This is a genomic window from Nostoc sp. FACHB-888 (assembly GCF_014696655.1).
Lineage (GTDB): Bacteria > Cyanobacteriota > Cyanobacteriia > Cyanobacteriales > Nostocaceae > Nostoc.
Genome location: NZ_JACJQM010000053.1, coordinates 1 through 22,371, shown reverse-complemented (window position 1 = coordinate 22,371; position 22,371 = coordinate 1). Strand labels below are relative to the sequence as shown.

General features: G+C 41.2%; 22 protein-coding genes. 10 read left to right on the top strand and 12 right to left on the bottom strand.

The features are described 5' to 3' along the window. The first annotated feature begins 6 nt into the window (after positions 1-6). The 6 genes from H6G26_RS25280 (at position 7) to H6G26_RS25255 (ending at position 4,663) form a co-directional block, all read left to right on the top strand. Positions 7-675: a hypothetical protein gene (locus H6G26_RS25280; protein WP_190732330.1), complete on the top strand. Its 669-nt coding sequence runs from the start codon at positions 7-9 to the stop codon at positions 673-675. Positions 676-721: 46 nt separating this feature from the next. Beyond that, entirely contained in the window at positions 722-997 is a 276-nt protein-coding gene (locus H6G26_RS25275) for a hypothetical protein (protein ID WP_190732328.1), read from the top strand. Beyond that, the gene (locus H6G26_RS25270) at positions 936-1,577 is read left to right on the top strand and encodes a hypothetical protein (protein WP_190732326.1); all 642 of its coding nucleotides are present in this window, start codon (positions 936-938) and stop codon (positions 1,575-1,577) included. Before H6G26_RS25275 ends, H6G26_RS25270 begins: the two co-directional genes overlap by 62 nt. A 63-nt stretch (positions 1,578-1,640) precedes the next feature. Then, positions 1,641-2,210 carry a hypothetical protein gene (locus H6G26_RS25265; RefSeq protein ID WP_190732324.1) on the top strand — a complete coding sequence of 190 codons (570 nt, stop codon included), beginning with the start codon at positions 1,641-1,643 and terminating at the stop codon, positions 2,208-2,210. Beyond that, positions 2,207-3,655, top strand: a complete 1,449-nt coding sequence (locus H6G26_RS25260; RefSeq protein ID WP_190732322.1) for a hypothetical protein — start codon at positions 2,207-2,209, stop codon at positions 3,653-3,655. Before H6G26_RS25265 ends, H6G26_RS25260 begins: the two co-directional genes overlap by 4 nt. Before the next feature lie 393 nt (positions 3,656-4,048). Continuing rightward, entirely contained in the window at positions 4,049-4,663 is a 615-nt protein-coding gene (locus H6G26_RS25255) for a hypothetical protein (RefSeq protein ID WP_190732320.1), read from the top strand. A 384-nt stretch (positions 4,664-5,047) separates the two neighbouring features. On the opposite strand, the gene H6G26_RS25250 is transcribed toward H6G26_RS25255, so the two are convergent. After that, entirely contained in the window at positions 5,048-7,240 is a 2,193-nt protein-coding gene (locus H6G26_RS25250) for an NERD domain-containing protein (RefSeq protein ID WP_190732318.1), read from the bottom strand. Positions 7,241-7,833: 593 nt separating this feature from the next. Between H6G26_RS25250 and H6G26_RS25245 the strand changes: the two genes are divergently transcribed. Beyond that, complete coding sequence (locus H6G26_RS25245) at positions 7,834-8,403, top strand: site-specific integrase (RefSeq protein WP_190732316.1); 570 nt, start codon at positions 7,834-7,836, stop codon at positions 8,401-8,403. A 220-nt stretch (positions 8,404-8,623) separates the two neighbouring features. On the opposite strand, the gene H6G26_RS25240 is transcribed toward H6G26_RS25245, so the two are convergent. The 3 genes from H6G26_RS25240 to H6G26_RS25230 form a co-directional block, all read right to left on the bottom strand. Continuing rightward, a complete protein-coding gene (locus tag H6G26_RS25240; RefSeq protein ID WP_190732314.1) occupies positions 8,624-11,353 on the bottom strand; it encodes a TM0106 family RecB-like putative nuclease in 2,730 nt (909 codons plus the stop codon). A gap of 190 nt (positions 11,354-11,543) precedes the next feature. Further along, the gene (locus H6G26_RS25235) at positions 11,544-12,062 is read right to left on the bottom strand and encodes a helix-turn-helix transcriptional regulator (protein WP_347242502.1); all 519 of its coding nucleotides are present in this window, start codon (positions 12,060-12,062) and stop codon (positions 11,544-11,546) included. Next, positions 12,059-12,511 (bottom strand): hypothetical protein, encoded by a 453-nt coding sequence (locus H6G26_RS25230; protein ID WP_190732312.1) that lies wholly within the window; start codon positions 12,509-12,511, stop codon positions 12,059-12,061. The genes H6G26_RS25235 and H6G26_RS25230 overlap by 4 nt, the downstream gene beginning before the upstream one ends. Positions 12,512-12,637: 126 nt before the next feature. Here H6G26_RS25230 and H6G26_RS25225 point away from each other — a divergent pair, with 126 nt between their 5' ends. Beyond that, positions 12,638-12,904 carry a hypothetical protein gene (locus H6G26_RS25225; protein ID WP_190732310.1) on the top strand — a complete coding sequence of 89 codons (267 nt, stop codon included), beginning with the start codon at positions 12,638-12,640 and terminating at the stop codon, positions 12,902-12,904. A 40-nt stretch (positions 12,905-12,944) separates the two neighbouring features. Here H6G26_RS25225 and H6G26_RS25220 read toward each other — a convergent pair whose 3' ends face one another. The 5 genes from H6G26_RS25220 to H6G26_RS25200 all read right to left on the bottom strand — a co-directional run bounded on the left by H6G26_RS25220 (position 12,945) and on the right by H6G26_RS25200 (position 18,771). Further along, positions 12,945-13,352, bottom strand: a complete 408-nt coding sequence (locus tag H6G26_RS25220; RefSeq protein WP_190732308.1) for a hypothetical protein — start codon at positions 13,350-13,352, stop codon at positions 12,945-12,947. A 16-nt stretch (positions 13,353-13,368) separates the two neighbouring features. Beyond that, complete coding sequence (locus H6G26_RS25215; protein ID WP_190732306.1) at positions 13,369-13,653, bottom strand: hypothetical protein; 285 nt, start codon at positions 13,651-13,653, stop codon at positions 13,369-13,371. 282 nt (positions 13,654-13,935) lie between these two features. Then, the gene (locus H6G26_RS25210) at positions 13,936-16,818 is read right to left on the bottom strand and encodes an AAA domain-containing protein (protein WP_190732304.1); all 2,883 of its coding nucleotides are present in this window, start codon (positions 16,816-16,818) and stop codon (positions 13,936-13,938) included. 91 nt (positions 16,819-16,909) lie between these two features. Beyond that, complete coding sequence (locus tag H6G26_RS25205; protein ID WP_190732302.1) at positions 16,910-18,019, bottom strand: ParB/RepB/Spo0J family partition protein; 1,110 nt, start codon at positions 18,017-18,019, stop codon at positions 16,910-16,912. Beyond that, a complete protein-coding gene (locus H6G26_RS25200; protein ID WP_190732300.1) occupies positions 18,016-18,771 on the bottom strand; it encodes a ParA family protein in 756 nt (251 codons plus the stop codon). Before H6G26_RS25200 ends, H6G26_RS25205 begins: the two co-directional genes overlap by 4 nt. A gap of 351 nt (positions 18,772-19,122) precedes the next feature. Between H6G26_RS25200 and H6G26_RS41815 the strand changes: the two genes are divergently transcribed. Together H6G26_RS41815 and H6G26_RS25195 are read left to right on the top strand one after the other, a co-directional pair. Continuing rightward, on the top strand, positions 19,123-19,593 hold the full coding sequence (locus tag H6G26_RS41815; protein WP_199327082.1) for a hypothetical protein: 471 nt from the start codon (positions 19,123-19,125) through the stop codon (positions 19,591-19,593). Continuing rightward, positions 19,590-20,318 (top strand): transposase, encoded by a 729-nt coding sequence (locus H6G26_RS25195; RefSeq protein ID WP_242053859.1) that lies wholly within the window; start codon positions 19,590-19,592, stop codon positions 20,316-20,318. Before H6G26_RS41815 ends, H6G26_RS25195 begins: the two co-directional genes overlap by 4 nt. Before the next feature lie 8 nt (positions 20,319-20,326). On the opposite strand, the gene H6G26_RS25190 is transcribed toward H6G26_RS25195, so the two are convergent. The 3 genes from H6G26_RS25190 to H6G26_RS25180 all read right to left on the bottom strand — a co-directional run bounded on the left by H6G26_RS25190 (position 20,327) and on the right by H6G26_RS25180 (position 22,140). Beyond that, positions 20,327-20,659, bottom strand: coding sequence for a PIN domain nuclease (locus H6G26_RS25190; protein ID WP_242053858.1), 333 nt, complete (start codon positions 20,657-20,659; stop codon positions 20,327-20,329). Next, on the bottom strand, positions 20,656-20,895 hold the full coding sequence (locus H6G26_RS25185) for a hypothetical protein (RefSeq protein WP_190732298.1): 240 nt from the start codon (positions 20,893-20,895) through the stop codon (positions 20,656-20,658). Before H6G26_RS25185 ends, H6G26_RS25190 begins: the two co-directional genes overlap by 4 nt. 381 nt (positions 20,896-21,276) lie before the next feature. Next, the gene (locus H6G26_RS25180) at positions 21,277-22,140 is read right to left on the bottom strand and encodes a DUF1186 domain-containing protein (protein WP_190732295.1); all 864 of its coding nucleotides are present in this window, start codon (positions 22,138-22,140) and stop codon (positions 21,277-21,279) included. Between the last annotated feature and the right edge of the window lie 231 nt (positions 22,141-22,371).

Here is a 22,371-nt window from a genome sequence, read left to right as displayed (position 1 = left end):
ATCATCATGTCTGACAAATTTACTAACAATATCCGCGCTCGTTTGTACAAACAGGGTTATCAAGGATTCACTAAAGATGATTACACAACAGCTGCGCTTGCTGTCGAGTGCGATGACCTTGACAATCCCACCAAAGAGCAATTGAGTCAAGCCGTTGACTATCTCAAAGTCAAATCGACAAGCCAATTATCTGTAGTTGATGAACCCGTTGAAGAAACGTTTCTAGTAGGGTCAGAAGATGCACAACCTGACGCTGAACTTGATAACAGTCAGCTTACAATCGCTGCCCAAGAGATTAACAGCATCACTGTAACTAGCTCAGATAAGCGTCAAATTGTAACAGCCCAATCATCGGCGCTGGGGTTTGAGTTAACTGAACAAGAAACATTAAGTATTGCTGAAAACGTTGACGACACTTTTACCGACTACAGCCAATTCATCAGTACTGTAACGGCTGCAATCAAGAGCTACGTTGATCAGAAATTTGATGTCATTGAGCAATCATTTGAGACTAACGCCCAAGACTTGCGAGAACACGTTAGCAACAGAGCTTCTAGATTAAACCAAAAGGTTAACAATTTTTCAGGAGATATCAAAGCGGATATGGGAGTCATCCGCCAAAACATTAAAAGCACCCAATTCTCAATTCTCGCAAGGCTCAACGCGGCTCAATAGTCATGAATTGACGCTGCTTGAGTGCTTGGGTATTCGGTGGGTGAGAATGAGCTACTTATCAAGAATTGCTGTTAGTTTAACTGCACTCGCTGCTGTGATTTTACCCTTGTATAGCTGCTTGTATCTGCCAATGCTAGAGCAATCAAGTTATCAGCAATATCTCAAACGAAAGTCAGCTATTGAGCAATATGTAAGGCGAATGGAGTATCACTGCAATCAAATATTTACCCCATCAAAGGAATATCGCTGTGAAAAGTTCAATGAAGCTAAAGAATCTGGTAACTTCCAAATCACGCCACCTAGAGCGCCAATTAAAAACTAAATTCAATGCATCTAGCAACCTAGTACTCAGAGCGCTAACAGGCGATAAGTCAGCCCTGAAGCTGATAGGGCAAATGGGTAATGACGGGGCGAAAATTAGTGAATTCGCCCCACAAGTTAGAGAGCAAATGCTAGCTGCTATCAAGGGGACTGAGGACTTAAACATAGTCCTGAGCGACATCTACAAACAAGCTGGTGTTAGCGGCGAAAAGATTGAAAGGGCAGTGCAGTCAGCGATTTTAGCTGATACTCATTTAGCTAACATCCTAGAAGAAATGAAGCTTGATTTCGCTTCATCCAAGGAGAAAGAAGCGCTACGCCATCAACAATCAACAGACCATCTATTGCTGAAAACATGGGTGGACAAACACATGATGCAAGTTGACGGGGAATACAAGATGTTACAGACGGAATTGCAGACAGATATTAGACAACAAACAATTGACCTGCAACATGATAGAGAACTGGGCAAGTATTACTTAGAAATGGGTGATAACGCTCGTGATGACTTCAAGCCGAAAAAACAATATGTAGGGCGCTCTATTGTACAAAAAATCAAGGATGCTCTGCTAGGTTTCTAATAAATAAACCCGTCAGTAACTTTAGCCGAGCGCTGACGGGTTCGAGAAATACCTAATACAGATATGACATACGACATTGAAGAAGGTAATGAGGGAGTAGTAAGCGAAATCGCCCCAGATACGCCGTTACCAAAAGACTTAATAGAACACCTGGAATCGCGCAAGCAGCACCGTAAAGATGTTATCAATACAACTGAAAAATTGACCAGATTCTTTGTCGGTTGGTCGCTTAATTCTACGGGATTCTTTATAGCTAAATATCTCTTAATAACTGGCGGTGGCGTTAATTTCTGGTTGGCAATTTCGCTCTCGTTTTCTATGTGCAGCGTTGGCTCTCTGGCTGGGCTGACAGGCTTGAGAGTTAATTACAACAGTGATGGACTAGAGGTAGATAATATGCAAAATGTTTTAAAAACTGCTGGGGGCTTGGTGTTTGCAGGTATCACAACTTGGTTAGCAGTCAAAGACTATCAATATTTTGAGAATTTGACTAAAGAAACAGTGTCCCAGATTAGCCAAGACATCCAAACCATTGAAAAACAGAATCCGCAATCAGACCCTTGGTTAAGTATTGCAGTCGCGTTGGCTTTATTCATTGGCTCTATTGCAATTATTTTTAAGGGGCGGGAATGAAACAGGGTGTTTTCGAGTTAGCGCTGGCTGGTGTGTGTGGTGTAGCCGCAGTCATCGGGCTAGCAACATCGCAAACACGTCAGCCTTACGACCTGACACAAATTCAGTTCTGCCCAAGGTCAGCGAATGGTGTAGAGAGTCAAGCAACCCTAGATAAGCGTTTTTGCAACCAGCCGCGTTTTGTCCTGACTGAAGAATGGCAGCGCTACGGATTGTATGGCAGCATCATTCCCTACAAGGGCGATGCTATTCAATGGGTGCGTGATTTGCCCACAGATAACCCTAATCAGTTGCAAGGATATGGAATTGCGGTTATTGGGCTATGGGGTGTCGTGGGTTGCTTGCTCGTGCGTTGCTCCCGCCTCAAGCGCACGGATTATGAACTGGGGGAACTCGAAAAGACTGGCGACTATGCAACTTGGCAGCATAATAAGCACAAACGTGAGATTAAGCAGCATTCAACCCAGCTTTACACTGAACGCTTGAAAGATGGATTAACTGACCTAGACGTTCATTCTCGTAAAGAATTGGGGCTAACCGATGAGGAAAACGAACGCGCCAAGGCTCGGATTCAGCTAGAGGACTTTATGAAAGCCCGTGCTGTTAATCATTCAGTGATGGATAAAACCATTGCTGAGAATCTTCGAGACAGGGCGAAAGCTGAACAAGAACGTGGCAAGATTGAGGGTAAAACCAAGAGCGCGATCGCAAATGACAATCATCCTTTGACTGACCAGCGCCTCATCAGTGATTTAATCGAAGCACTCAAGAATCATGAGGACGGGTGGCTGTGGAAGATTATCGATAATCAAAAGCCCATTTGGGTATTAGGAGAAGCGGGAAGCGGTAAATCAACCCTAGCAGCGTCAATTGTGATGCTTAGAGAAAATCTGTTTGATATGCCCTTGTATCAGCTGATAGACGCACACGCAGGAGAAAATTTAAGAAACGCATGGAAATATTTAAGCCCTCAGTTGATAGCGCAAACAGAAGAAGAGATTGGACTTGCTTTTGATGATGCCCGTGAGCGCTGGTTAGATAGAATCAATAATCAACCATTCAAGCAACCGCAACAGTTACTAGTTGATGAATTCACTAACTATTCTGAGTCAGACATCACCAAGGAACCTGCCAAAAAGTTTGTTAAAGCATCTCTTAGTGACCCTAGAAAAGCTGAAGAAAGATTAGTCTGTATTGCCCATTTCTTCACTAATACTGCCGTTGGTGGAAGTGATGGAACTGCTAAAGGTAGAGCCAGAGGAACTATTCAAATTGACCGCAAAACCGCCGATGGTAAGACACCTTTAAAAGTTGCAACAGTTAACGGTTTAAACAATGAAGAAGGGGATGCAGAAGTAGATAAAAAGGTCACAATTCCTGGTTGGCTGACTCCCGAAAGCATTCACAAGCATTTTAACGGTCAGCCAATTGATTTTGATGATTAATCGTTAGAAAAATGTTTTTTTAGCTGTCAAGAACTGGGGTAGAGCGGGTGGCGATAGCGGAGTGTGGGGGGGCGGGCTGCTGAGTCTTGGTTACTCTACGAGTAAATTATTGCCCGTCCCCCACACCACCCGCTCTAAACGAAGTGTCCCCAATTCGTCTGAGCATCACGAGCTGATGAGGTTGTCCTAATCATAGGGGCTTTAAGTGCCAATGCTAGTTACTCCTGTTAAGAGGTTATAGTTTTTATCTCTAATATTGTTATACCCAAGTGTAGCTATGTAAAAATCCTGCTTGACTTTATCCGTAACAACACTAGTTCAGCTATTTGAGCTTTATGATAAAAAGACTATAGTGCATAAGTACTACAAATTGCGTCTAATCGTGGTTAAATAATGGAACAGAAAACTAACTGGCAAAATACTGGTCTTGGGCTGGTAGGGATAGCACTAATTGGCTGGTTGCTTATCACTTTGTTCTCTACACTCGAACAAGCACCCTGGCAAGCACTTACTGTTGTACTAGCTGTTTTTGGTTCCGCACTGTCGGTTGGTAGTAATTTTCAAAATCAAATCAGAAATGAGCAAAGAGAATATAAGGTAAAAATTTACGAAGACATTACTCACTTTTTCTTTGAAATTATTTTTGCAACTAAATTAGGAAAAATTCAAAAAACAGAAGAAGAGGTAACAGCATTTTTGGTTGACATCACCCCCAAACTAGTGATGTGGGGTTCAGATGATGTTGTTAAAAGCTTTAAGGAATTCCGTAGTTCTGCAAGCAAAACAGGTTCAGATAGTTATACATCTAGTATCGAAACAATGTTGTTTTTTGAACGGATGTTACTAGATATTAGGAAAGATTTAGGTCATTCTAATCGAAATTTAAAAACCTGCTCAATTTTAGGAATATTTGTCAACGATATTGAAGAGTTTATTGCAGCCGCTATCCAAGAAACGCAGCATCAAGAGCAAAATTTGCAGCTATCTCCATCCCATAATAAAAACTAGTTATTAACATCTGAACACCCACTCTAAAAATAGGAAATTTTACAATAATTGTGGACTAATAATTATTGTGCCATGACAGTGCTTGAATCTCGGCATCAGAGAGCCTAAACGAGATTACTTTACTAGCCATATCGTATACTCCTGTATACATCCTTGTATACACAATAAACTTTTGTCTATAGAATGTCTACATGATTGTCAACACTAATGTATATAATTTGTCTACAATTTAGATGAAATCAGATCATAGATAACCATTCGTAATAGCTTAATTTGACGTTCGTACTAGGAACGTCAAATTAAGCTTTTGGGGCGCGTAGGCTCTCAAATTGACATTAGAAGGACAGCGTTGACCATGATCGCACTCCACAAAGAGATATAGAGTTAAACAAGCAGAGGTAACTTGGTTTGAGTTTTCATTTCCTCTGTATCATCATTTTCATCATTATTTCTTTCAATTGTTTTCTTATTAAATGCAGTAAAAGCAAAGTTCGGGTATTTCTCTAAAGCCTTTTGTAGCTCATCAAAAATTGGGGAATCTAATCCCGTCACCACGCACCATACACGGGCGCGGGTCAGTGCAACAAATGCCTCATTGCGCTTGTGTATTTCTCTTTCCTGTTTCCAACTTAAAGGTTTAGTCGCATAGTCAAATCTACAAGCGTATACTTTCCAAGCTTCGTTACCTTTTGCTCTAAAAATGTTAGAGATTGTCACATAACCGTCCATACGGAAAATATCGCGTGGGGTATCCACCCCAGCAATGCAGCTTTTGACTCCATGTTTTCGTAAAGCCTCTTGAAGACTTTGAAAATAGTTATTTTCGTTATCACCACTAGGCCCAGTGATTATAATGTCGCAAGGGTCGAAACCTAGCTTCAGATCATCGGCAACTTGTTGGGCTATCCATTTTTGTTCTGAATGCTCACTTGCAAAAGGCTGTATTACTAACGGAGAACCAACAGCGTCTTTTGCTTCAAAATTTTCTTGGTCAATTGGGTGAGGACTATTTTTATCAGGGCGTGTGATTGTAACCTTCTTTCCTGCTTTAACGCTAGCGTCAGTAAAATCACCATCCAAAACTTGATAGCCTAGTTTCTCCCATTCTTCTTTATTGGTTACTCCTTGCAATGCTCTTTCTTGTCGAAATAATCCCATATTGATAGCATGAGCGGTCATGAGTAACTGTCTGGGGGTACGATAGCATCGATTCATGTTATGAGCTTTTCTGATACCACCTTCATATACTGGCGGTGTGATATCACCATTTGGAAGTTTATTACCACCCAAGTCTACAACTGGCGTACCATCTGGATTTTTACCAAAGATAGTAACTGGTTGAGGGACAATTAGAGAACCAATACCTTGTGCTTCGTCATAAGCCCAGTACAATCTTCTTGGGTCAGAAAGGGTACTTCTAACTAACCTATAAAATGATGGTGGTAAATCTTGTCCTTCATCAATCAAAACTGCATCATAAATAACGGGAATATTTTTAACATCTTGTTCGAGACGATCGCAAATATATTCAAAACTTTTTGCGGGAGAAGTTGCACCAATTTCATTTTTAACATCATTAAGGCTTTTAGGGTTTACGCCGCATTTTAATGCCAAAGAGCGATAAAAACCTTCTCTAGATTTTGTTCCCCAAGCGTGTAATATTTTCAAGTTTATCCAGTTGGGTTCTTCACCTGTCATACCGCGATATTCGAGGGCAATCCGCTCAGTAATTTCATCATAAAGTGCTTGAGTAAAGAATACAAAAGCTAACTTCCAATCTGGATTTCGGGCGTGCATTTTAGCAATACGCTTGGCAAATAAAACCGTTTTACCCGTGCCTGCTAATCCTCGAATTCGCTGCGCCCCATCGGGAATTTCAAATGCAACCTTCTGCTGCTGCTCGTCCAGTACTTTTAGTTTAGACTCAATAGCTTGAATAACTCTAATAGGATTATTACTAGGTGTACCTGTTGGAACAGAGCGCGGTGGTTTAGATGGTAAAGTTCCGCCCAGGACTGCTTTAACCATCTCCCACTGCTCATCAGTCATCATTGTTTGGGGATTTTGTTTGTCACCCTCAATGATTTTTTCTCTAAAAGTCTTTGGTGTTAAATCTTCAGCTAGTAGTACAACGCCCTGAGTAGATGGAAAATTATCGAGTCCCCTAGATTGCCATTCCTCATACTTAACAAAGGGAAGTACAACCCGAAAATTAAAACTTACTAACCCCCTGGTTTCTCTTCTCTCTGTCAGCCTATTTTTAATTGCAAACATTTGGTCTTCTGCTTGCGCCACTGGTGTCTCAACCTCTGAGTGCCAATCATTCATTTTCCATTCATGACCTTGAATGCTAGCAATATTATTTATGTAGCACCCTTTGCACTCAATTACCCACAGCCCATACTCTCGATGCACAAGTAAAATATCAGGTTCTCTGTGAAGATTCCCGTTCCGATTAAAAATTGGGTAACGATAAAACGCTACCCCTTCTTCATCTTTAAATGCAGATTTTAACTTTTCCCAAACTGTTTTTTGAGCTTTATTTTGGTCAAAAGGCTCATAAGGATGAAATTCCATACAGCTAATATATTTTCAATTTTTAATGGCTTTAAAGTGCATCTTATTCGCTCTATTTATTAAATGTCATCCGAGAAAAATAGTAACTTTAATAAAAGCTAATTGCCCTAAAAATTACCTAGCAATTTTAGCTTCTCGCTAATAAATTTCCTTTAAAATGTGGTATTTACTGAAGTAACAACATGAAACAAGCTGACAAATAATCGCTTCATTAATTTTCTATAACCAAATCGCCAGAGAACCTCAATACAATACTTTTGGGGAGTGATTACACGTTTTCTACCCTAGTTGCCTTACCTGAAGCTGATAATGAGTCGGCAATAATTATTACACTGCTATTTGGAAATTTATTTTAGTAAAAGGCCAGCCGCAACATGAGCGAATCCTATTGGTGCAGATCATACCTGCAAGTGTCCATCGCGTTGCAAACATAAGCAAGTTTAATCAGCCAACGAGATAATGCGGGTTGTAGCGTTTGCGCTTTCGGGCTGATTGATAAGTCTGGGTTAAGCGCGTGTCATCGCTCACGGAATATATAGGTTTTCGGTCGCTTACATTGTGTTATTGCACAAAGACCATGTAGGCTAGAACCTATGAAAATCAACCGGTTCGGCAGAGCAGAAATCCTCACCCCCGATCAAATTAATGTCCTATTTAGCGAGGGCTTTGTCAACCCACGCGATCGCGCTTTGTTTGGCGTGTGCCTTTATGCTGCCTGCCGGATCAACGAAGCTTGCACTTTGGCGGTGAAAGATGTGTTTGGCAGCAACGGTGTCAGAGGCGTGTTAGTACTACGCAGTGTCAACACCAAAGGCAAGCGAGACACTAGAGAAATTCAAGTGCATCCCAAGCTCAAGCAGTATTTAGAAGAGTACAACCCCAACCGCCGCAAGGAGTTCTTGTTTCCCGGTCGGCATGGGTTGTTACATATTCACAAGGTCAGTGCTGACAAAATCCTCAGAGATACCTGTGTGCGGTTGGGGATTGAGGGCGTTAGTACCCACAGCTTTCGGAGGACTGCGTTAACCAGGATGAGCGATGCGGGGATACCATTGCGCCACATACAGGAGATATCGGGGCATCGAACGTTGGCAGCTTTGGAGCGTTATCTAGGGGTAACTGAAAAGCAGAAGCAGAACGCGATCTCTGCTTTGGACTTTTGAACCTTAGCTATTTGAGAACTATATACTCCTGTTGACGATTTTTATTGCTTTAACTCCTCTTAATTGTAAAAAACCTACACCTGTCAGGGTAGAGTCGAGGGCTGCGACCTTCTAATATTGCCTACAAAACCGGACATCGTGAGCCTTGAGCCAATGGTGGAAGCACTATATATTAACGAACCAATTTTTATTTCCCTTGACCCAGTATTGTAATGCCTATTTAGCGTTTGCGCTTTCTAACCTCAAACTGATCGATATCCGTTTCTCCTGAAAAGAGGAACTTGAAAAAAGATTTACCTTGGAAGCGACAGGTTTGCCTGATACTTAATAAAGTTAAATAGTCACGAGTCGCAGATTCATGAAGAGGACTTTTTGATATCTCTCTCTGTATTGCGAAGGGTCTAATAGCTCTCTCTGCTGTATTGTTATGCCAAGGTATTCCATCAATCTCAAGAAAAGTGAATAAACTATCTCTATATCGAATAAATCTTTTCTGATATTTGAGCACTAGGTCTGATTTGTATTTCCTATCTATAAGCACTCGCTGATATAAGCTATCAACTTGCTTCTTAAACTGATTGAGATTACGCCTTTTAAGTCCATATTTCTGGATAGTTTCCATAATTCCTATAATTAGATTCTGGATTTCCGAAATGAAATTTTCAAACTCCTGGTCAAGAGGATTGGCTTGAAGATCACTATTCAAGTCTCGAATGAGATGAACCCAGCATTTCTGTTGCTTACATTCGACAGAATCATAACCAGGGTAAAAATCTGAAATCAAAATACCTTGATAGCTCTTGAAAAATTCATGCACAATTGTCGATTCTCTGGTTTCTGTTAATTTATAAACAACATACTTTTCATTGGTAAACACCCATACATACCAATTCTCACCTCTGATATTTACTCTGGTTTCGTCAACGTGAATAAAAAGGCTCTTCAATAAGTTATCAATGATTAATTTTTCTGTTTCTGAATATAAAACGGAAAATTTTTGAAGAAAATACAGAGGAAGCGTTACTGATATTTCCTCATTAAAGTATTCTATCGATGCTTCCACAATGCTCTCATATGGCAAACGCAATGCCACTCTCTGATGAATAATCCAAGCACCAAATCCATTTCCATAAACCTGATTCTTCGGATATTGCTGGATGAGAAGAGGTTCATAATTTTTTCTACACGCCTTGCAGAATCCCTTGAAACCAAAATATTGAGAAATGGTTTTCTGTATGCCATTCTTGGTTAAAACGAGATCAATAATATATCTTCTTGCTGGAAAAGTAGTTTCCTTCGTTTGATAGCTATTACATCTTGGACAAATATTGTCAGTTTGTACTTTTACAAGCTTCTTTGCCCTACTTTGAATCTCCAGATGCTTCGGTTTCCATTGTTCCGGCATTCGCCTTTGTGGCTGAACGCTATTTGTTTCAGATTCCTCTAATCCTTTTTTCCGAAAACTTATCTTCTTCTTGTCATAATCAAAATGTGCAAACTTTAATATTTCTTCAAATTGCTCATGAATTTGCTGTCCTACTTCATTTAATTGTTTCTTGCGCTGATTTGCAAAATCAACTTCAGATAGGATGTCAGCAGAATGCTTAATTCTAGTAAGCTTATCAACTAATAATTTGAGAGCTTGGCAATCCTCTTCGTTGTAAGTCAGCAATATGGATTTATATTGTTCGTCATGAGTTTCACCCCAGTATTGCCGCCACACAATGCTTTGTAGACCAGAAGCATTAGGTGATGTCCAAGTAGCACCGACAAAACGTGCAATCTCCTTTAGTTGATTAGAATATACTGGGAAATACACCTTTCCATAAATTTGCTTGTTGATGTTGATGATTCTGTCAACAATAGCCTTGCTATTAGTTTTATATCTTTTAGAGAGTTTATTGATTACACGAGGTTCATAACTGCCATAATGATAGATTGGTGCATCAGGATACTGAGCGACAAAAGCTAAAAATTCTTGCCATATTTCACTTTCGTTATCAGTGTTTTCTGCCCAAAAGTAATGATATTTTAATCTATTCTCTTGGCAAACCAATAATCCAATAAGATAATAAAAATTTTCATCAGGTAAACCCTCAATATCTAAATATAACTCAGTGTCGTGTCGTACAAAAGTGGGTAATTCTTGTAGATAGATTTTACCTGTACGAATAGCAAGAGCCTGTAATTCGATATTATGGGTTATTGGGGGAGGGTTTTTAGCTCGCTTTTTTCGTTTACGAGGCTTGAATAAATATGAAAGTTGTTTAACAGTAAAAATCCCCTTCTTTTCATATTGACGAATTAATTTTGGTGTAATCCTGTCTAGGCGGCTTAAGTTATCTTCTTGAATTGCTTTTGTCTGACATCGCTCTCTAAACTGACAGATAGGGCAATGCTTATTTAAGATGACAGGTGGTTCCTCTGGAGAAGACTCATTTAACCACTCCTGTAATGATTCCAATACCGGAATGAGAATTTTATGACTTCCTTCCAGTTTGAACCGCCGCGACTCACCCTGCACATTGACAATATGTCCTATCTCAGGTTGCTTTCCCTGAATTTTCGCCAATACATGACCAACAAACATTAACTGGAGCTTATCCGTCTTGTTAATAGTATGTGTTCCTATGAAAATTGTTGGCTCGTAATTTAACTTGCTGACTCTTGTCAATATTGAACAATCAGCCTGCAATCTATCAGCAACTAGCTTGGCATCAATTAATAATTCATGCTCTTCTTCGAGATTTGAAATGCTGTAGGGATAAACATCAATATGCTTCTGTTTGAGTAGTTGCAAATTTATAGACTGATTTGCAAGTTGATTCTTGATCAAGATTTGTTCATATTCATGTAGAGTTCCTTGCTCTTTACTGTATATCAACAAATACGCCTTGCGATGACATAGAGAGTATGCTTGTAAAACTTCAAAATTTATTACGACATTCATGGCATAAATTGTATTCTAAAAGCATTACCCTACCAATAATTAACTGACTAATTTGATATTGTTGCCAAGCAATGTAAATAGTAGTTCCAGCTATGACTGGTGTGAGTAAAACATTGAAAGTATCAACAAGCTCTTTGAATGTCATAAGGTCATATAATTTTGAACTTATTAATAAAAATGTTAGCCATACTTATGAGACTCTAGTTTTAATATTCAGTTTTTCTTTGCGCCTTTTGTCCACACTTTTTTTTACTGCTTCTATTTCTGCAAAATCTACTTGCACAGTTGCAGTTTCAAATTCGATACCCAACGCGGTGCTGACTTCAATAATTTCTACAAAACTGGCACATTGATAATCTGTATCCTCATACTCTTTCACTCTTTGTTCATCAATTCCTAATATATGAGCAAGTTCTTGCTGACTAATTTGGGCTGCTATCCGAGCTTTAATTAAAGCATTTGGCAGCTTATTTAAAGAATCAACTTTAATTTTTAAAGGCTTGCTGGTGTCGCAATTAATAAGTCTTTCGTATTCCGTGATTTCTGACTTTAACTCGTCAACTTGACTTTGATATGAGTCTCGGTGAAGGTTCCATCGCTCTGGTTCTGCTTTCAAGTGTTCATTGCTATCCAATGACGCTATAGACTGCTCAAAGCGTTGCAACCAATCTAAGGAATGTTGATACTGTTGCTCGTTCTTGATCATCATGGTTTCCACCTTTGTAAATCTATAGCAATAATTCCTTTGCGCGTATTCGTGATGGTATCAAATTGAAAGAAATCTATGTAGGCTGTACCGGAATCATTAGCTGGATAATTTGACGGAAAGATTTCGCCCTTGTACTTAATTTTTTGTTCGGCACGCCGCAGCGCAAAATTAAATAAAGTAGGAGCAATAGATTCTAGGTACTTTATATCAACTCCATTGTCCTCCCAACAGGCATCGAAGTCTCCTGGTTTTTGTTTACTGGTGACGAAACTACCATCAATATAAATAGTTCTACAGCCAGCTGCTTTTAGTTGCGTCATTGCCAGTTCCAGACCGTCTATCATGCGCTGTCTAGTCAAATTTGTACCAAATGTTTCTTGAAATTCTGACCATTCTGCCCAATGCACCCCTGATGGTAAAATACCACTTGCGTCAAATTCTGGAATCATTTCTCACACCCTAACACAGCTTAATTATCCAGTTAGGAGTGTCCCATAATTATTTAAAAATCCCACTTAAAAATGTCGGAGAGCTATGGCTGGAGTTAATGTCACTGCGCGGTGAGGCATTGAAGGATGCGCCTGTGTTTGCCAGTGCTACGGGTAGACCCCTGGCCCCCTTCCCATATTGGTATTGACCGAGTGGTGAAGAGGGCGGCAGCAGCAGAATTAGAGAATGCCATGAATGTTTCAGCGCACTGGCTTAGGCACAGTCATGCTACCCGCGCATTAGATGAAGGTGTTCCGTGCATTTGGTTCAGGCTACTTTGGGGCATACAAGTTTGGATACTACGAGTAAATATCTGCACGTTAGCCCTGATAGAAGTTCTGGAGAGGTTTTAGTGAAGCGATGGTCTGAGCCGTTTTAATAGCCATCTGCGATCTACAACGGCACTGCTGTTTCTAACATTTCCTTTCGGAAAGGTTTTCTAATACTTGTTTCATTAGCAGCGAGATACACTTCTTTAAAACCAAGTAACTCTTGCAAATCTAATAAAAAATTAGCTTGAGCAAATAAACCCCGTTTTGGCTCTAAATCAATGAGAAAAACTATTTCATTTGAGCCTTGAGTTTCCGGTTGCATTCCTAAGCCAAACACTCGTATATTTAAAATGCCATATTTAGCAGCAATCTGAAAAATTTCTTCGCGCTTTGCTTGAAGTTTCGCCAAGCGCGAAACCGGATCATTTTTCCGAACGACCTCCTGTAATAGCTCTAACAGACGCAGCTGCTCCAGGAAGTTCAGTTTCTCGGCTTGTTGAATTAACTTTTGCACCTTGTCTTGAGCCATTGCGTAATTCTTACTTTTATTCTGATAATTCCCTTTGGTTTTGAGTTAGCGATGAATTTCTGATCATCCGATTCACCAAACTCAGATAATCGTCTAATTCTTCATATTCATCTAATTCTTTTTCTGACTCGTGGGTAAGTGCAGATTCTTTTTGTTTAGTTAATAAGGCTTCAATTCGCCCTTGTACGAGGCTGGAAGCTCGAAATATCGGCACTCCTTCTATTAGCTCGATGCGGACAGCACCATCTAATGGCAAACTGTTGGGCAAGTGTGACAATTTCATAGGTAAATTGGTTGTCATAGCATCTATCTCAAAATATACAGTCTTTATTTGAGTAGGGTAAATGTCAAAAATTACTTTCTCCAAACTATCGGTGAGATAATTTTGGATGATTGATCATCTAAATAGAAATCATAAACAGGTTCTTCTGATAAGGAGCAGCGTAGCGGTTCAATAATTTTAGTGAACGGATTCCAAACTGCTGTTACCGTTCGTTTTGCTTTCTTTCTTTGCAACGCACATTTGACCAGTTCAGCACTTAGTCGCCATAGAGTTTCGAGTCTAAGTTATCCAATGACGCTATCAAGGCTCACGAAGAGTGCGAATCTCTCCATGTTGCCGAATGTGTTCAACTAACCGCTTGGTTTCACCGCCTGCTAATTCTAGTTCTCTGAGATTGCCCACCAAAACAAACAATTCCTTTGCCCTACTAACAGCAGTATTTAGTAGATTGGGTTTGCGATTAAGGAACCAAAAACTATGCTCTTGGTGGCACTGGTAAGGAGAAAAGATAATAGCTGCTTTTTCTCCGCCCTGAAAGGTGTGAACTGTGCCAATATCATCCCAAGAAAAGTTTCGCCAACGGTTAGAGAGTCGATATCTGAGCGCGTTGGCTTGCTGCGAAAACGGCGACATCACCCCAATTGTCTTTGAGTTGTCGGCAGCGCCAAGGTCATAGCCCTGCTTCAGCAAAGACGCAATTACAGTTTCTACAGCTTCGATTTCTTCGGGATTGGTGTGATTTAAGTGGCTTCCCTCTACGTGGTAAGCCAGCAAGTGCTTGATTGTTGCAGTCTGGTCATAATTTGAAAGGATTTGCAGACCACCAGGATAGTTGGGGCTGCAAAACTGAATAATGGGTGGGGTGCAACGGTAATGATTAGAGAGGATAATGCCGTTGCCTAAGTCGGATTCTGTGCCACTAGCGCCAGCAGCGCGATGATAAGCAGTGGCAGTGTATTTGGCAGTGGGAGCATAGCGATAGTAGTCTTCATTCCCCATGCCCATATCCAGAAAGGCAGTTTTTAAATATTGTTTGATGGTATCATCGCAAAGGTTAATGATTGGCTCAATTTGTTGGGGGTCGCCTGCCACTACTGCCCGTTGCGATCGCACCAGCAAGGGAAATAATTGATGTATAAGAGTTGTACCTGCTTCGTCCACCAGTGCCAGTTTGACGCTATTGGGTTGGAGAATTGGCAGCATATTACGTATTGATTGCAGACTGGAGCTAATGACGGGAAAAATCAAACTCAAGTCACGGTAGATAACATCACTATGACTTTCCAGTTTTAGCAATGCCCCTCCGTCGCCCGTCAAGACACTGCCATAAGTTTCTAATGCTCTAATAACGCTATCCTTGCGTCGGAGAACTTCTTGCAATAGAAACGCCCAGGCACGTTGAAACAGTTCTACCTGTAATTGGTGGTGATCGCGGTAAAAAAGATTGTAGAAATCGCCTTGTGGGTAACTATCGATTTGTTTCTGAATTTGTTGATGTTCTGCTTGTTTTAACTCTAGTTCTTTATTTAAAGCTGCTAGCTGGGTTTGAATTTCAGTGACTTTTTGGTGAAGATTCTGCCATTGTTCTGAGAAATCTAGTTTTTGGTTAACAGAAGCCTGGGCTGCGGTTAAACTAGGGTGGTCAAGGGGGGTCTGAAAAGGATGAGAGGAAGCCAAGGTGTTTAACACAGCAGCGTTTATCCGCAAAGCCAACCGCCGAAAAATTCGTTGGTCGGTAGTAGCATTAAGCCAGTTCAAGGCGCGTTTGGTGATAGAGTCAGACTCTTTTGGTAGTTCGCGTTCTGCCTGGGATAATGCTTCTTGTATTTGCTGGTAGGCATCAAGGGGAAAATTTTCGTAATCTGCCAAACTTGATAGCTGTTCAGTTAGGGCTTGTAACTCGGAAGACTTGGCAGCAATATCGTCATTGAGTAATTGTATTTCTAGATCCAGTTGCGATCGCCGTTCGGTATCAGTAACTTTTTGAGCAGTATTCAAGCGGTCTTGCTCTATGAGTTGTTGAATTTGACTTTCCGCTTGCAGTAGTTCAAGTTTGGCTTTTTCCCAAGACTCTTGATTAAATTCAGTCTGACGCAGCCAATCTTGGGTTGATTGCAGTTTGGGTAGAGTTTCCTTACGGATAATAGTTTGGTTGCCGCCAGGAAGATAAAACTGTTGAGCAGGAGAATTCTTTGTCAGTCGTTGTTGGAATTTTTTAATGGCACTGTTATTAGTGCCAACAAAGAGTATTAAATTATTTGCATCCTCTTCACCGCGAACAAGTCGTAACGCCCGATCCACTACTTCCTGTGCTACGAGATGCAGAAACACTTCTGTTTTTCCAGTCCCCGGTGGCCCACAAACAGCAGTTAGTAAGTTCTCTTGGGCATGTTTCAGGGCAGATGCTTGAAATTCATCAGGCGCATGATCGGGAAAAGCACCCCAGAACATCACCTCATCTCTGGGTAATTGTGGCTGACCACAGATGTACTGCATAGCTGGGTGAGTTTCAGTTAGCCATCCAGCCTTAGAGTCAGGTTGTTGAAGCTCCTTGAATATTTCTTGTATGTCTTGCTTAAGAAGGGCATTGTAAGGTGTAAAGTCGCAGCGAAGCAAATAAGGTTGTCGAGAGGTTTTGTACTTTCCTTCGGGGAAGTCTACCAGTTCTAGAAAATCTCGAAGCGTTGGGAATCTTCCTTTAAATGTATCTTCTAAAAATTTTCCAATTCCTGACGCAACAATCAGTGATTCGGCTTGCTCCTCCTCTAGACCGTACAGCCGCATCAAATTAACAACTACTGGCTGAAACTCGTATTCGGTCAAGTCCCAGCCAGTTTTGCGGTAATTACCTTTAAAGATGGGTGAAATATCAATGGTGAACAGAGGTAGGTATTTCAGCTTTTGCTCTTTGCCCTTGCCGTTGATTATATAGATTTGTGGGAAAGCAACAGCCATCTGAACATCATTTTTGTTCCCTCTTTTAGCTGCTTGCTGCTGTTGCTGGAATTGCGTAAATACTTCGCTATCTAACAGTAGCTTGTTGGCAACAAGCTGCACTCCCTTATCTACTACTTTTGAATAGATATCTGAAGAACGCTCGACTTCAGCTTGAGTCAGTTCTTCTAACCTGATATAGCCTAACCAAGCTTGTACTATCTGGATAAGTTTTTCTGACTCTAGCATGGTCACTTAAACATGAATTTTAGGCACTAAAACTTAGTATAAAAAATATTTGAGCATTTTGCCTTCTACGTCCTGGTTTTGGTATGTCAGGTTACTCAACATTTGTCAGCGTCTCCAATTGAGCAAGTAGTTTCTCTATCTGTTTGCGCTTCTTAGGGTCTGACCAAATACGCGACTTTCTTAGTTTGGTAGTCGCAGCAGTAAAGCGCTCTTTGTAATTGTTCGACTCTGCTTGAGAGTTAGAGGTTGGAGTTTTCTTCTCACTAATGCGCTGTCTGATTTCACTTAAAGACCAGTTGTTAGCAATAGCTTGTTCTAAAAAGGCAATGCGCTCATCTAATTTCTGAATCTGGGCGATGGCTTTAGCTTTGGTGTACTCAAGTGAGCCTTCCCTTAGCGCATCAAGGATATCTTCTGGGAGGTTTAACAAGGGCAGGCGGTTCTTAACGAAAGATTCCCAGGTCATTAACCCTAAGCCATCAAACACTCCTTCAACGATTTTGAGGTCTTGGTTTACAGCAGTCTCATGATTAAGGGCTGAATCATCCGTTTCGGTTTCGCCCATAACGTTATGGGTAGATAAGTCAATATCGCCTTTATCGTCGCTGACAACGTTATTATTGGACTCAGTTTCAACTTCGCCCATAACGTTATGGGTAGGTTCATCACCTTCGCTCTCGTGTGCGCCCATAACGTTATGGGTAACTGTAGATGCTTTGTTCTGTAAGCGTTGTAGACGATACAGTAATGGGGGTATCTCCTCAATGCTTCGACCTAGTTTAAGAGCCAGCAGTTGCAGGATACCTTCAGTTTCTTCAACTGGGTTGAGGTCTTCTCGAAGTAAGTTTTCTATAAGTGCAAATTGAAAAGCTGCGTTGTCGTCTAATTCTCGGATGACAACAGGGACAACTTTCAGTCCAAGCTCTTGGGCAGCACGATAGCGGCGTTCTCCTGCGACTAATTCGTGTTTTTCTCCATCAAGGGGGCGGACTAAAATGGGTTGGAGAATGCCATGCTGCTTGATGGATTCAGTTAACTGCTTTAATGCCTCGGAGTCAAAGTAACGGCGCGGTTGTGTGGCTGGCAGAACAATCTGGTCTAACGGCATGGATTGAGGAGAACCAGCATTCGCTACGCCTGTGGTGTCCCAAGGTACATCAATTTTGCTTTTGAGGGGTTGGCTTGCTTTAGTGCGTCTCATTTTAAGGATTCTAAACTAACAGCTATTTTTTTCAATATTTTGACAGATGGGTGTTTGGGTTCGTAAACTGCCAAAGGCATTCGTTCTTCTGATGCATCAACAAAAGCAGTGGAGCGAGGAATCGGGGCAAAGACAGTTCCGGCGCTTGCTAGTTGTTCGGTGATGGCTGCTAGGGTACGAGTGTCCTGGGAGTTACGAGCATCGTATTTTGTCGGCACGAATCCGGCAATTTGTAATTTGCGGTTTGGTTTATTGCGTACTGTAGCAACCGTTTTTAGTAATTCGCCTGTTCCCTCAAAGGCTTTGAAATGGGTTTCCAGAGGCACGAGAACATGAGTGGCAGCTACAAGGGAGATGTAACTTAGTAGCCCTAAGCTGGGAGGGCAATCTATTAAGATAAAATCGTAATCTGATTCAATTGGTTCTATAGCTTCTTTAAGCCGGAAATCCCGCATAGAAGCACTAACTAATTGCATTTCTGCCGTGCTGAGAGAGATGTTAGCAGGTGCTAAATCCATGCCGTAAATCCCCTCATGAATTGGCAGAGGTTGTTCATCCACGATGGCATTGTTGACGGTTTGCTCTATGTCTCTTGGAACCAAGCCCATAAAAATAGTTAAGCTGGCTTGGGGGTCTATGTCGATGAGCAGAACACGATGACCCAATTGCGCTATTTGGTAGCCCAAGTTTTGGGTAAGGGTGGTTTTGGCAACACCTCCCGCCTGATTAAAAACTGCGATGATTCGGCTCATAAGTGAGTTGGTTTACCTGCCCCGTTACAATTAATATTACTGTTGACGGGTAAATTGGTGTTGTTTATCAAAAATTATAATCGCACGCTTATCTCAGCCTCTAGCTCTTTATGCTATTGGGGTGAACAATAGTAATTCCTTCAACTTCTACAAAGTCTTTTGGATTTAAAGTCAGAATATGGCTGATGTTATGGGCAAGCACTACTGCTTGTATGCGTAAATCGTGGGTGCGTTTAGGGACTTGCGGAAAAATAAAATACCAGCCATTGTAGAAGAATTGTAGAAGAGAGGAAGCGGAGAACTGTCCGCGCCTGCTCTAAATCTCTAGAATGGGAATCGCAGGGTTTATTTATGCTTACCGACACCATTAAATCTACGTTTAAAGATGCAGCGCAAAAACTGACTGGCAATCGCAAACGAGACTTCATGGCAAAAGTTACCGAAGATTACTTCGATAGTTCAGCCCGCAAAGCAGAAACCATTTTGGGATGGAATCGCCAGAGTGTGCAACTCGGCTTGCATGAACGGCGGACGGGGATAGTCTGTGTCGAGAATTATCAGGCAAGAGGACGACACAATAGTGTTGAGGTATTGCCCAACTTAGAAACAGATATTCGTTCATTGGTGGATGCTCAAGCTCAAGCCGACCCTAAATTTCAATCGACCTTTCTGTATGCCCGCATCAGTGCTAGAGAGGTACGAGAGGCATTAGTGAGTGTTCATGGCTATGACGAGAGCGAATTGCCATCTCGCCAAACTTGCGGAGAAATTCTCAATCGTTTGGGGTATCGCCTAAAAAAACACAAAAAACGAAACCCTTGAAAAAGATTCCTCAAACTGATGCCATTTTCGACAATGTGTTTCGGGAGAATCAGGCATCGGATGAGAACCCCAGGTCGTTGCGAGTGTCTATCGATACCAAAGCTAAGGTGAAGATTGGAAACCTTTCCAGAGGCGGTAAAGCTCGGACACTGAAGGCAAAAGCTGCGGATGACCACGATACACAGTGGCAATCAGTTTTAGTTCCCTTTGGCATTCTCAATACCCACACTTCAAAACTATCGATTTACTTGGGTCAGTCGGCTGAGACTAGTGATTTTATCGTCGATTGTTTAACCGCTTGGTGGCATGAGAATCAACACAATTACCTTGAACTTGATGAATGGGTAATTGACCTTGATGGCGGTGCCGCAACTCGTAGTAACCGCACACAATTTATTAAACGCATGGTTGAACTGTCTTGTGCGATTAATTTAAAAATCCGACTGATTTACTATCCCCCGTACCATAGCAAGTACAACCCGATAGAGCGATGTTGGGCTGCCCTGGAGAAGTATTGGAATGGTGCGATTTTAGATTCTGTTGAAGCCGCAGTACATTGGGCTGCCAATATGACTTGGAAAGGAATTTCACCCATTGTACATCTGATTGAAACCACCTATGAAAAAGGAATCACGGTTCTGTCACAAGAGTTAGAACAATACCAACTCCAATGGCAGCGTTCTGAAACATTACCCAAATGGGATATTACTATTATCCCTGCTTAACTGGTACTTTATTTTATTGCAAGTCCCTTACCTGAAATCTTGTAAGTTGTAGCGAGGCTAAACCAAAGGCGAAATATATCTGGTGTTTCTTCTAGCCACTCAAATTGATTTATTAGCATTTGCACCGAGAGTTCGGTTTCTTTTGGTGTCCATCCAAATCCATTTACAGCTACAGGACGGGTGGCTACAACCCAAAATTCAATTAAAACTTGAGATGTAATAAAACATCGATGGTTATTAGATATTAGATACCTGATTGTGCGATCGACAAGATTGTAATCGGGTGAAGCTATATCCCTGGAGCGTAACAGGATATTGGTATCTAATAAATAATGGGTCATACTTCATCAGAGTAGATATTTTCTCGACGCAGAGCTTCATCATCAAGGTTGGCATAGCTTTTTGGTGCTGTATCTATCCACTCCTGCCAAAGTAATAATCTCTCTGATGATGTTTGAGGTTTACTAGTTAGTAAGGTTAAATGCTTGTTACTAAGCTTTTCTTGAAAGAGTTTTTGCTCTTCAGGGGAGAGGTTTAGTACCACTTCTACGAGGGAATTAACAAGTTGTACATTCATGGTTGTGTATACGATTCACTCTTCTTCAGTCGGGAGCGACGGGCTTTCGCCCTGCCCTTATGCTGCTTTACTATAATACTGACTATTGCTCCCACCATACAGCAAACGACATAGCTAATTTCTGCGATCGCTGCCAATAGTCAAAGCATCTTTCCAGGTTTTAAGAACTCGTGGCTCGGAGTCGGCGTTAGCGGAGTGGCTCTTGCGGGCTTGCAGGATCTAGTTGGCCCAACCAGTAATCTTTCTGCCCGTAAGAGCCACCGACTCCGAGAGCGAAGCGGCCACGAGTTCGTCGGCTCAACATGAGTCACGGACTAAAACCCCTAGAGCGTTCCTTTTGCTCCAGTATCTCTTGCAGGCTGCATTAAAACTACTATTCATTTATTTATATGAATTTTTTTTTAAATTTCGCTGTCTTCGAGCTTCTCTCTTTTGTTGTGCCTTATTCAAGCTCTCACGCTCATTAACGCTCTGTTGGTGAGTAACAATTTTTGATGTTGCTTGCTGATTGCCAGTTGGGGTTAGGGATTTAGACGCTACGTCTTTCCTAGTCTTTAAGCCAAAATAGACCTGCACATCATCAAAATCTCCCACCAGCTCATCATCAACACGCCCCGCTTCAAAAGCTTGTTCAATCAGAGGTAAAGAATCTATTGCTTTGAGGTCAATTAGCACAGAAATAATGTGACCATTTAATTCAGGACTATTTTCTTCAAAAGCAGAAAACTGTTTAGACAAGGCAGCAACACAATGCGCCTGATGCTCTGGATATACACAGGCAATTCTTTTGATAGTAACCGTAGCTTGAACTCGCCAAGTTTCGTCATGAGAGTCATCAGCAAGATAAGCAGCCAGTGTTGGGATTGCGGGTAAACCAATTAGGCTTAAAACATCCGTCAATTCCTCAATCAAGAAGAACAACACTTCATTATCAAAAGCATCATCCATTTTGGGGAATAAGCTAATCAATGGTTCAATTGCTGATTCTGCCCGGAGTTGTCCTAATGCTCGAATTGCATGAAGAGGCGCGTATTCTAATAAACTGTCTTCACCAAAAAAATCATTTTCATCATCCGAAAGATTGTATAAATCCTCATCCGTTGCCATACGAATCAACTCAGGAATATCATCAGCCGTGATACCTAGTTCCCGATAGTCAGGCCATGACGATGGGGATAATTTTTGAGTTCCTGGCTGATAGTCAAGTAATTGATTAACAGGAGACGAATAACTATTTCTGGGCATAAATTTTGGATACAATTTTTCTAATGATTGGACAAGCTTTTTGATTGCACATTACTCTTAACAGTAGTTTTACTCCAATTACAACCACATCACTGGGGAAAACTACGCTACAAATAGGGGTGTTTTTGTTCTTAGGGGGCTACAAAAAGGGCTAGGATGCAGATAGAATAAGCCTCATCGCTCTTTCTCCTTGTTGGTAGTAAGGACGTTTATTAGGACTGAGTGTCAATA

What these genes read in the sequence shown, in the direction of transcription:
- H6G26_RS25185 (WP_190732298.1), bottom strand. Translation starts at nt 20,895, where the DNA reads ATGAATGTACAACTTGTTAATTCCCTCGTAGAAGTGGTACTAAACCTC.
- H6G26_RS25250 (WP_190732318.1), bottom strand. Translation starts at nt 7,240, where the DNA reads ATGGAATTTCATCCTTATGAGCCTTTTGACCAAAATAAAGCTCAAAAA.
- H6G26_RS25225 (WP_190732310.1), top strand. Translation starts at nt 12,638, where the DNA reads ATGCGCCTGTGTTTGCCAGTGCTACGGGTAGACCCCTGGCCCCCTTCC.
- H6G26_RS25220 (WP_190732308.1), bottom strand. Translation starts at nt 13,352, where the DNA reads ATGGCTCAAGACAAGGTGCAAAAGTTAATTCAACAAGCCGAGAAACTG.
- H6G26_RS25255 (WP_190732320.1), top strand. Translation starts at nt 4,049, where the DNA reads ATGGAACAGAAAACTAACTGGCAAAATACTGGTCTTGGGCTGGTAGGG.
- H6G26_RS25210 (WP_190732304.1), bottom strand. Translation starts at nt 16,818, where the DNA reads ATGCTAGAGTCAGAAAAACTTATCCAGATAGTACAAGCTTGGTTAGGC.
- H6G26_RS25240 (WP_190732314.1), bottom strand. Translation starts at nt 11,353, where the DNA reads ATGAATGTCGTAATAAATTTTGAAGTTTTACAAGCATACTCTCTATGT.
- H6G26_RS41815 (WP_199327082.1), top strand. Translation starts at nt 19,123, where the DNA reads ATGCTTACCGACACCATTAAATCTACGTTTAAAGATGCAGCGCAAAAA.
- H6G26_RS25205 (WP_190732302.1), bottom strand. Translation starts at nt 18,019, where the DNA reads ATGAGACGCACTAAAGCAAGCCAACCCCTCAAAAGCAAAATTGATGTA.
- H6G26_RS25235 (WP_347242502.1), bottom strand. Translation starts at nt 12,062, where the DNA reads ATGATGATCAAGAACGAGCAACAGTATCAACATTCCTTAGATTGGTTG.
- H6G26_RS25190 (WP_242053858.1), bottom strand. Translation starts at nt 20,659, where the DNA reads ATGACCCATTATTTATTAGATACCAATATCCTGTTACGCTCCAGGGAT.
- H6G26_RS25265 (WP_190732324.1), top strand. Translation starts at nt 1,641, where the DNA reads ATGACATACGACATTGAAGAAGGTAATGAGGGAGTAGTAAGCGAAATC.
- H6G26_RS25260 (WP_190732322.1), top strand. Translation starts at nt 2,207, where the DNA reads ATGAAACAGGGTGTTTTCGAGTTAGCGCTGGCTGGTGTGTGTGGTGTA.
- H6G26_RS25275 (WP_190732328.1), top strand. Translation starts at nt 722, where the DNA reads ATGAGCTACTTATCAAGAATTGCTGTTAGTTTAACTGCACTCGCTGCT.
- H6G26_RS25280 (WP_190732330.1), top strand. Translation starts at nt 7, where the DNA reads ATGTCTGACAAATTTACTAACAATATCCGCGCTCGTTTGTACAAACAG.
- H6G26_RS25270 (WP_190732326.1), top strand. Translation starts at nt 936, where the DNA reads ATGAAGCTAAAGAATCTGGTAACTTCCAAATCACGCCACCTAGAGCGC.
- H6G26_RS25230 (WP_190732312.1), bottom strand. Translation starts at nt 12,511, where the DNA reads ATGATTCCAGAATTTGACGCAAGTGGTATTTTACCATCAGGGGTGCAT.
- H6G26_RS25180 (WP_190732295.1), bottom strand. Translation starts at nt 22,140, where the DNA reads ATGCCCAGAAATAGTTATTCGTCTCCTGTTAATCAATTACTTGACTAT.
- H6G26_RS25200 (WP_190732300.1), bottom strand. Translation starts at nt 18,771, where the DNA reads ATGAGCCGAATCATCGCAGTTTTTAATCAGGCGGGAGGTGTTGCCAAA.
- H6G26_RS25215 (WP_190732306.1), bottom strand. Translation starts at nt 13,653, where the DNA reads ATGACAACCAATTTACCTATGAAATTGTCACACTTGCCCAACAGTTTG.
- H6G26_RS25245 (WP_190732316.1), top strand. Translation starts at nt 7,834, where the DNA reads ATGAAAATCAACCGGTTCGGCAGAGCAGAAATCCTCACCCCCGATCAA.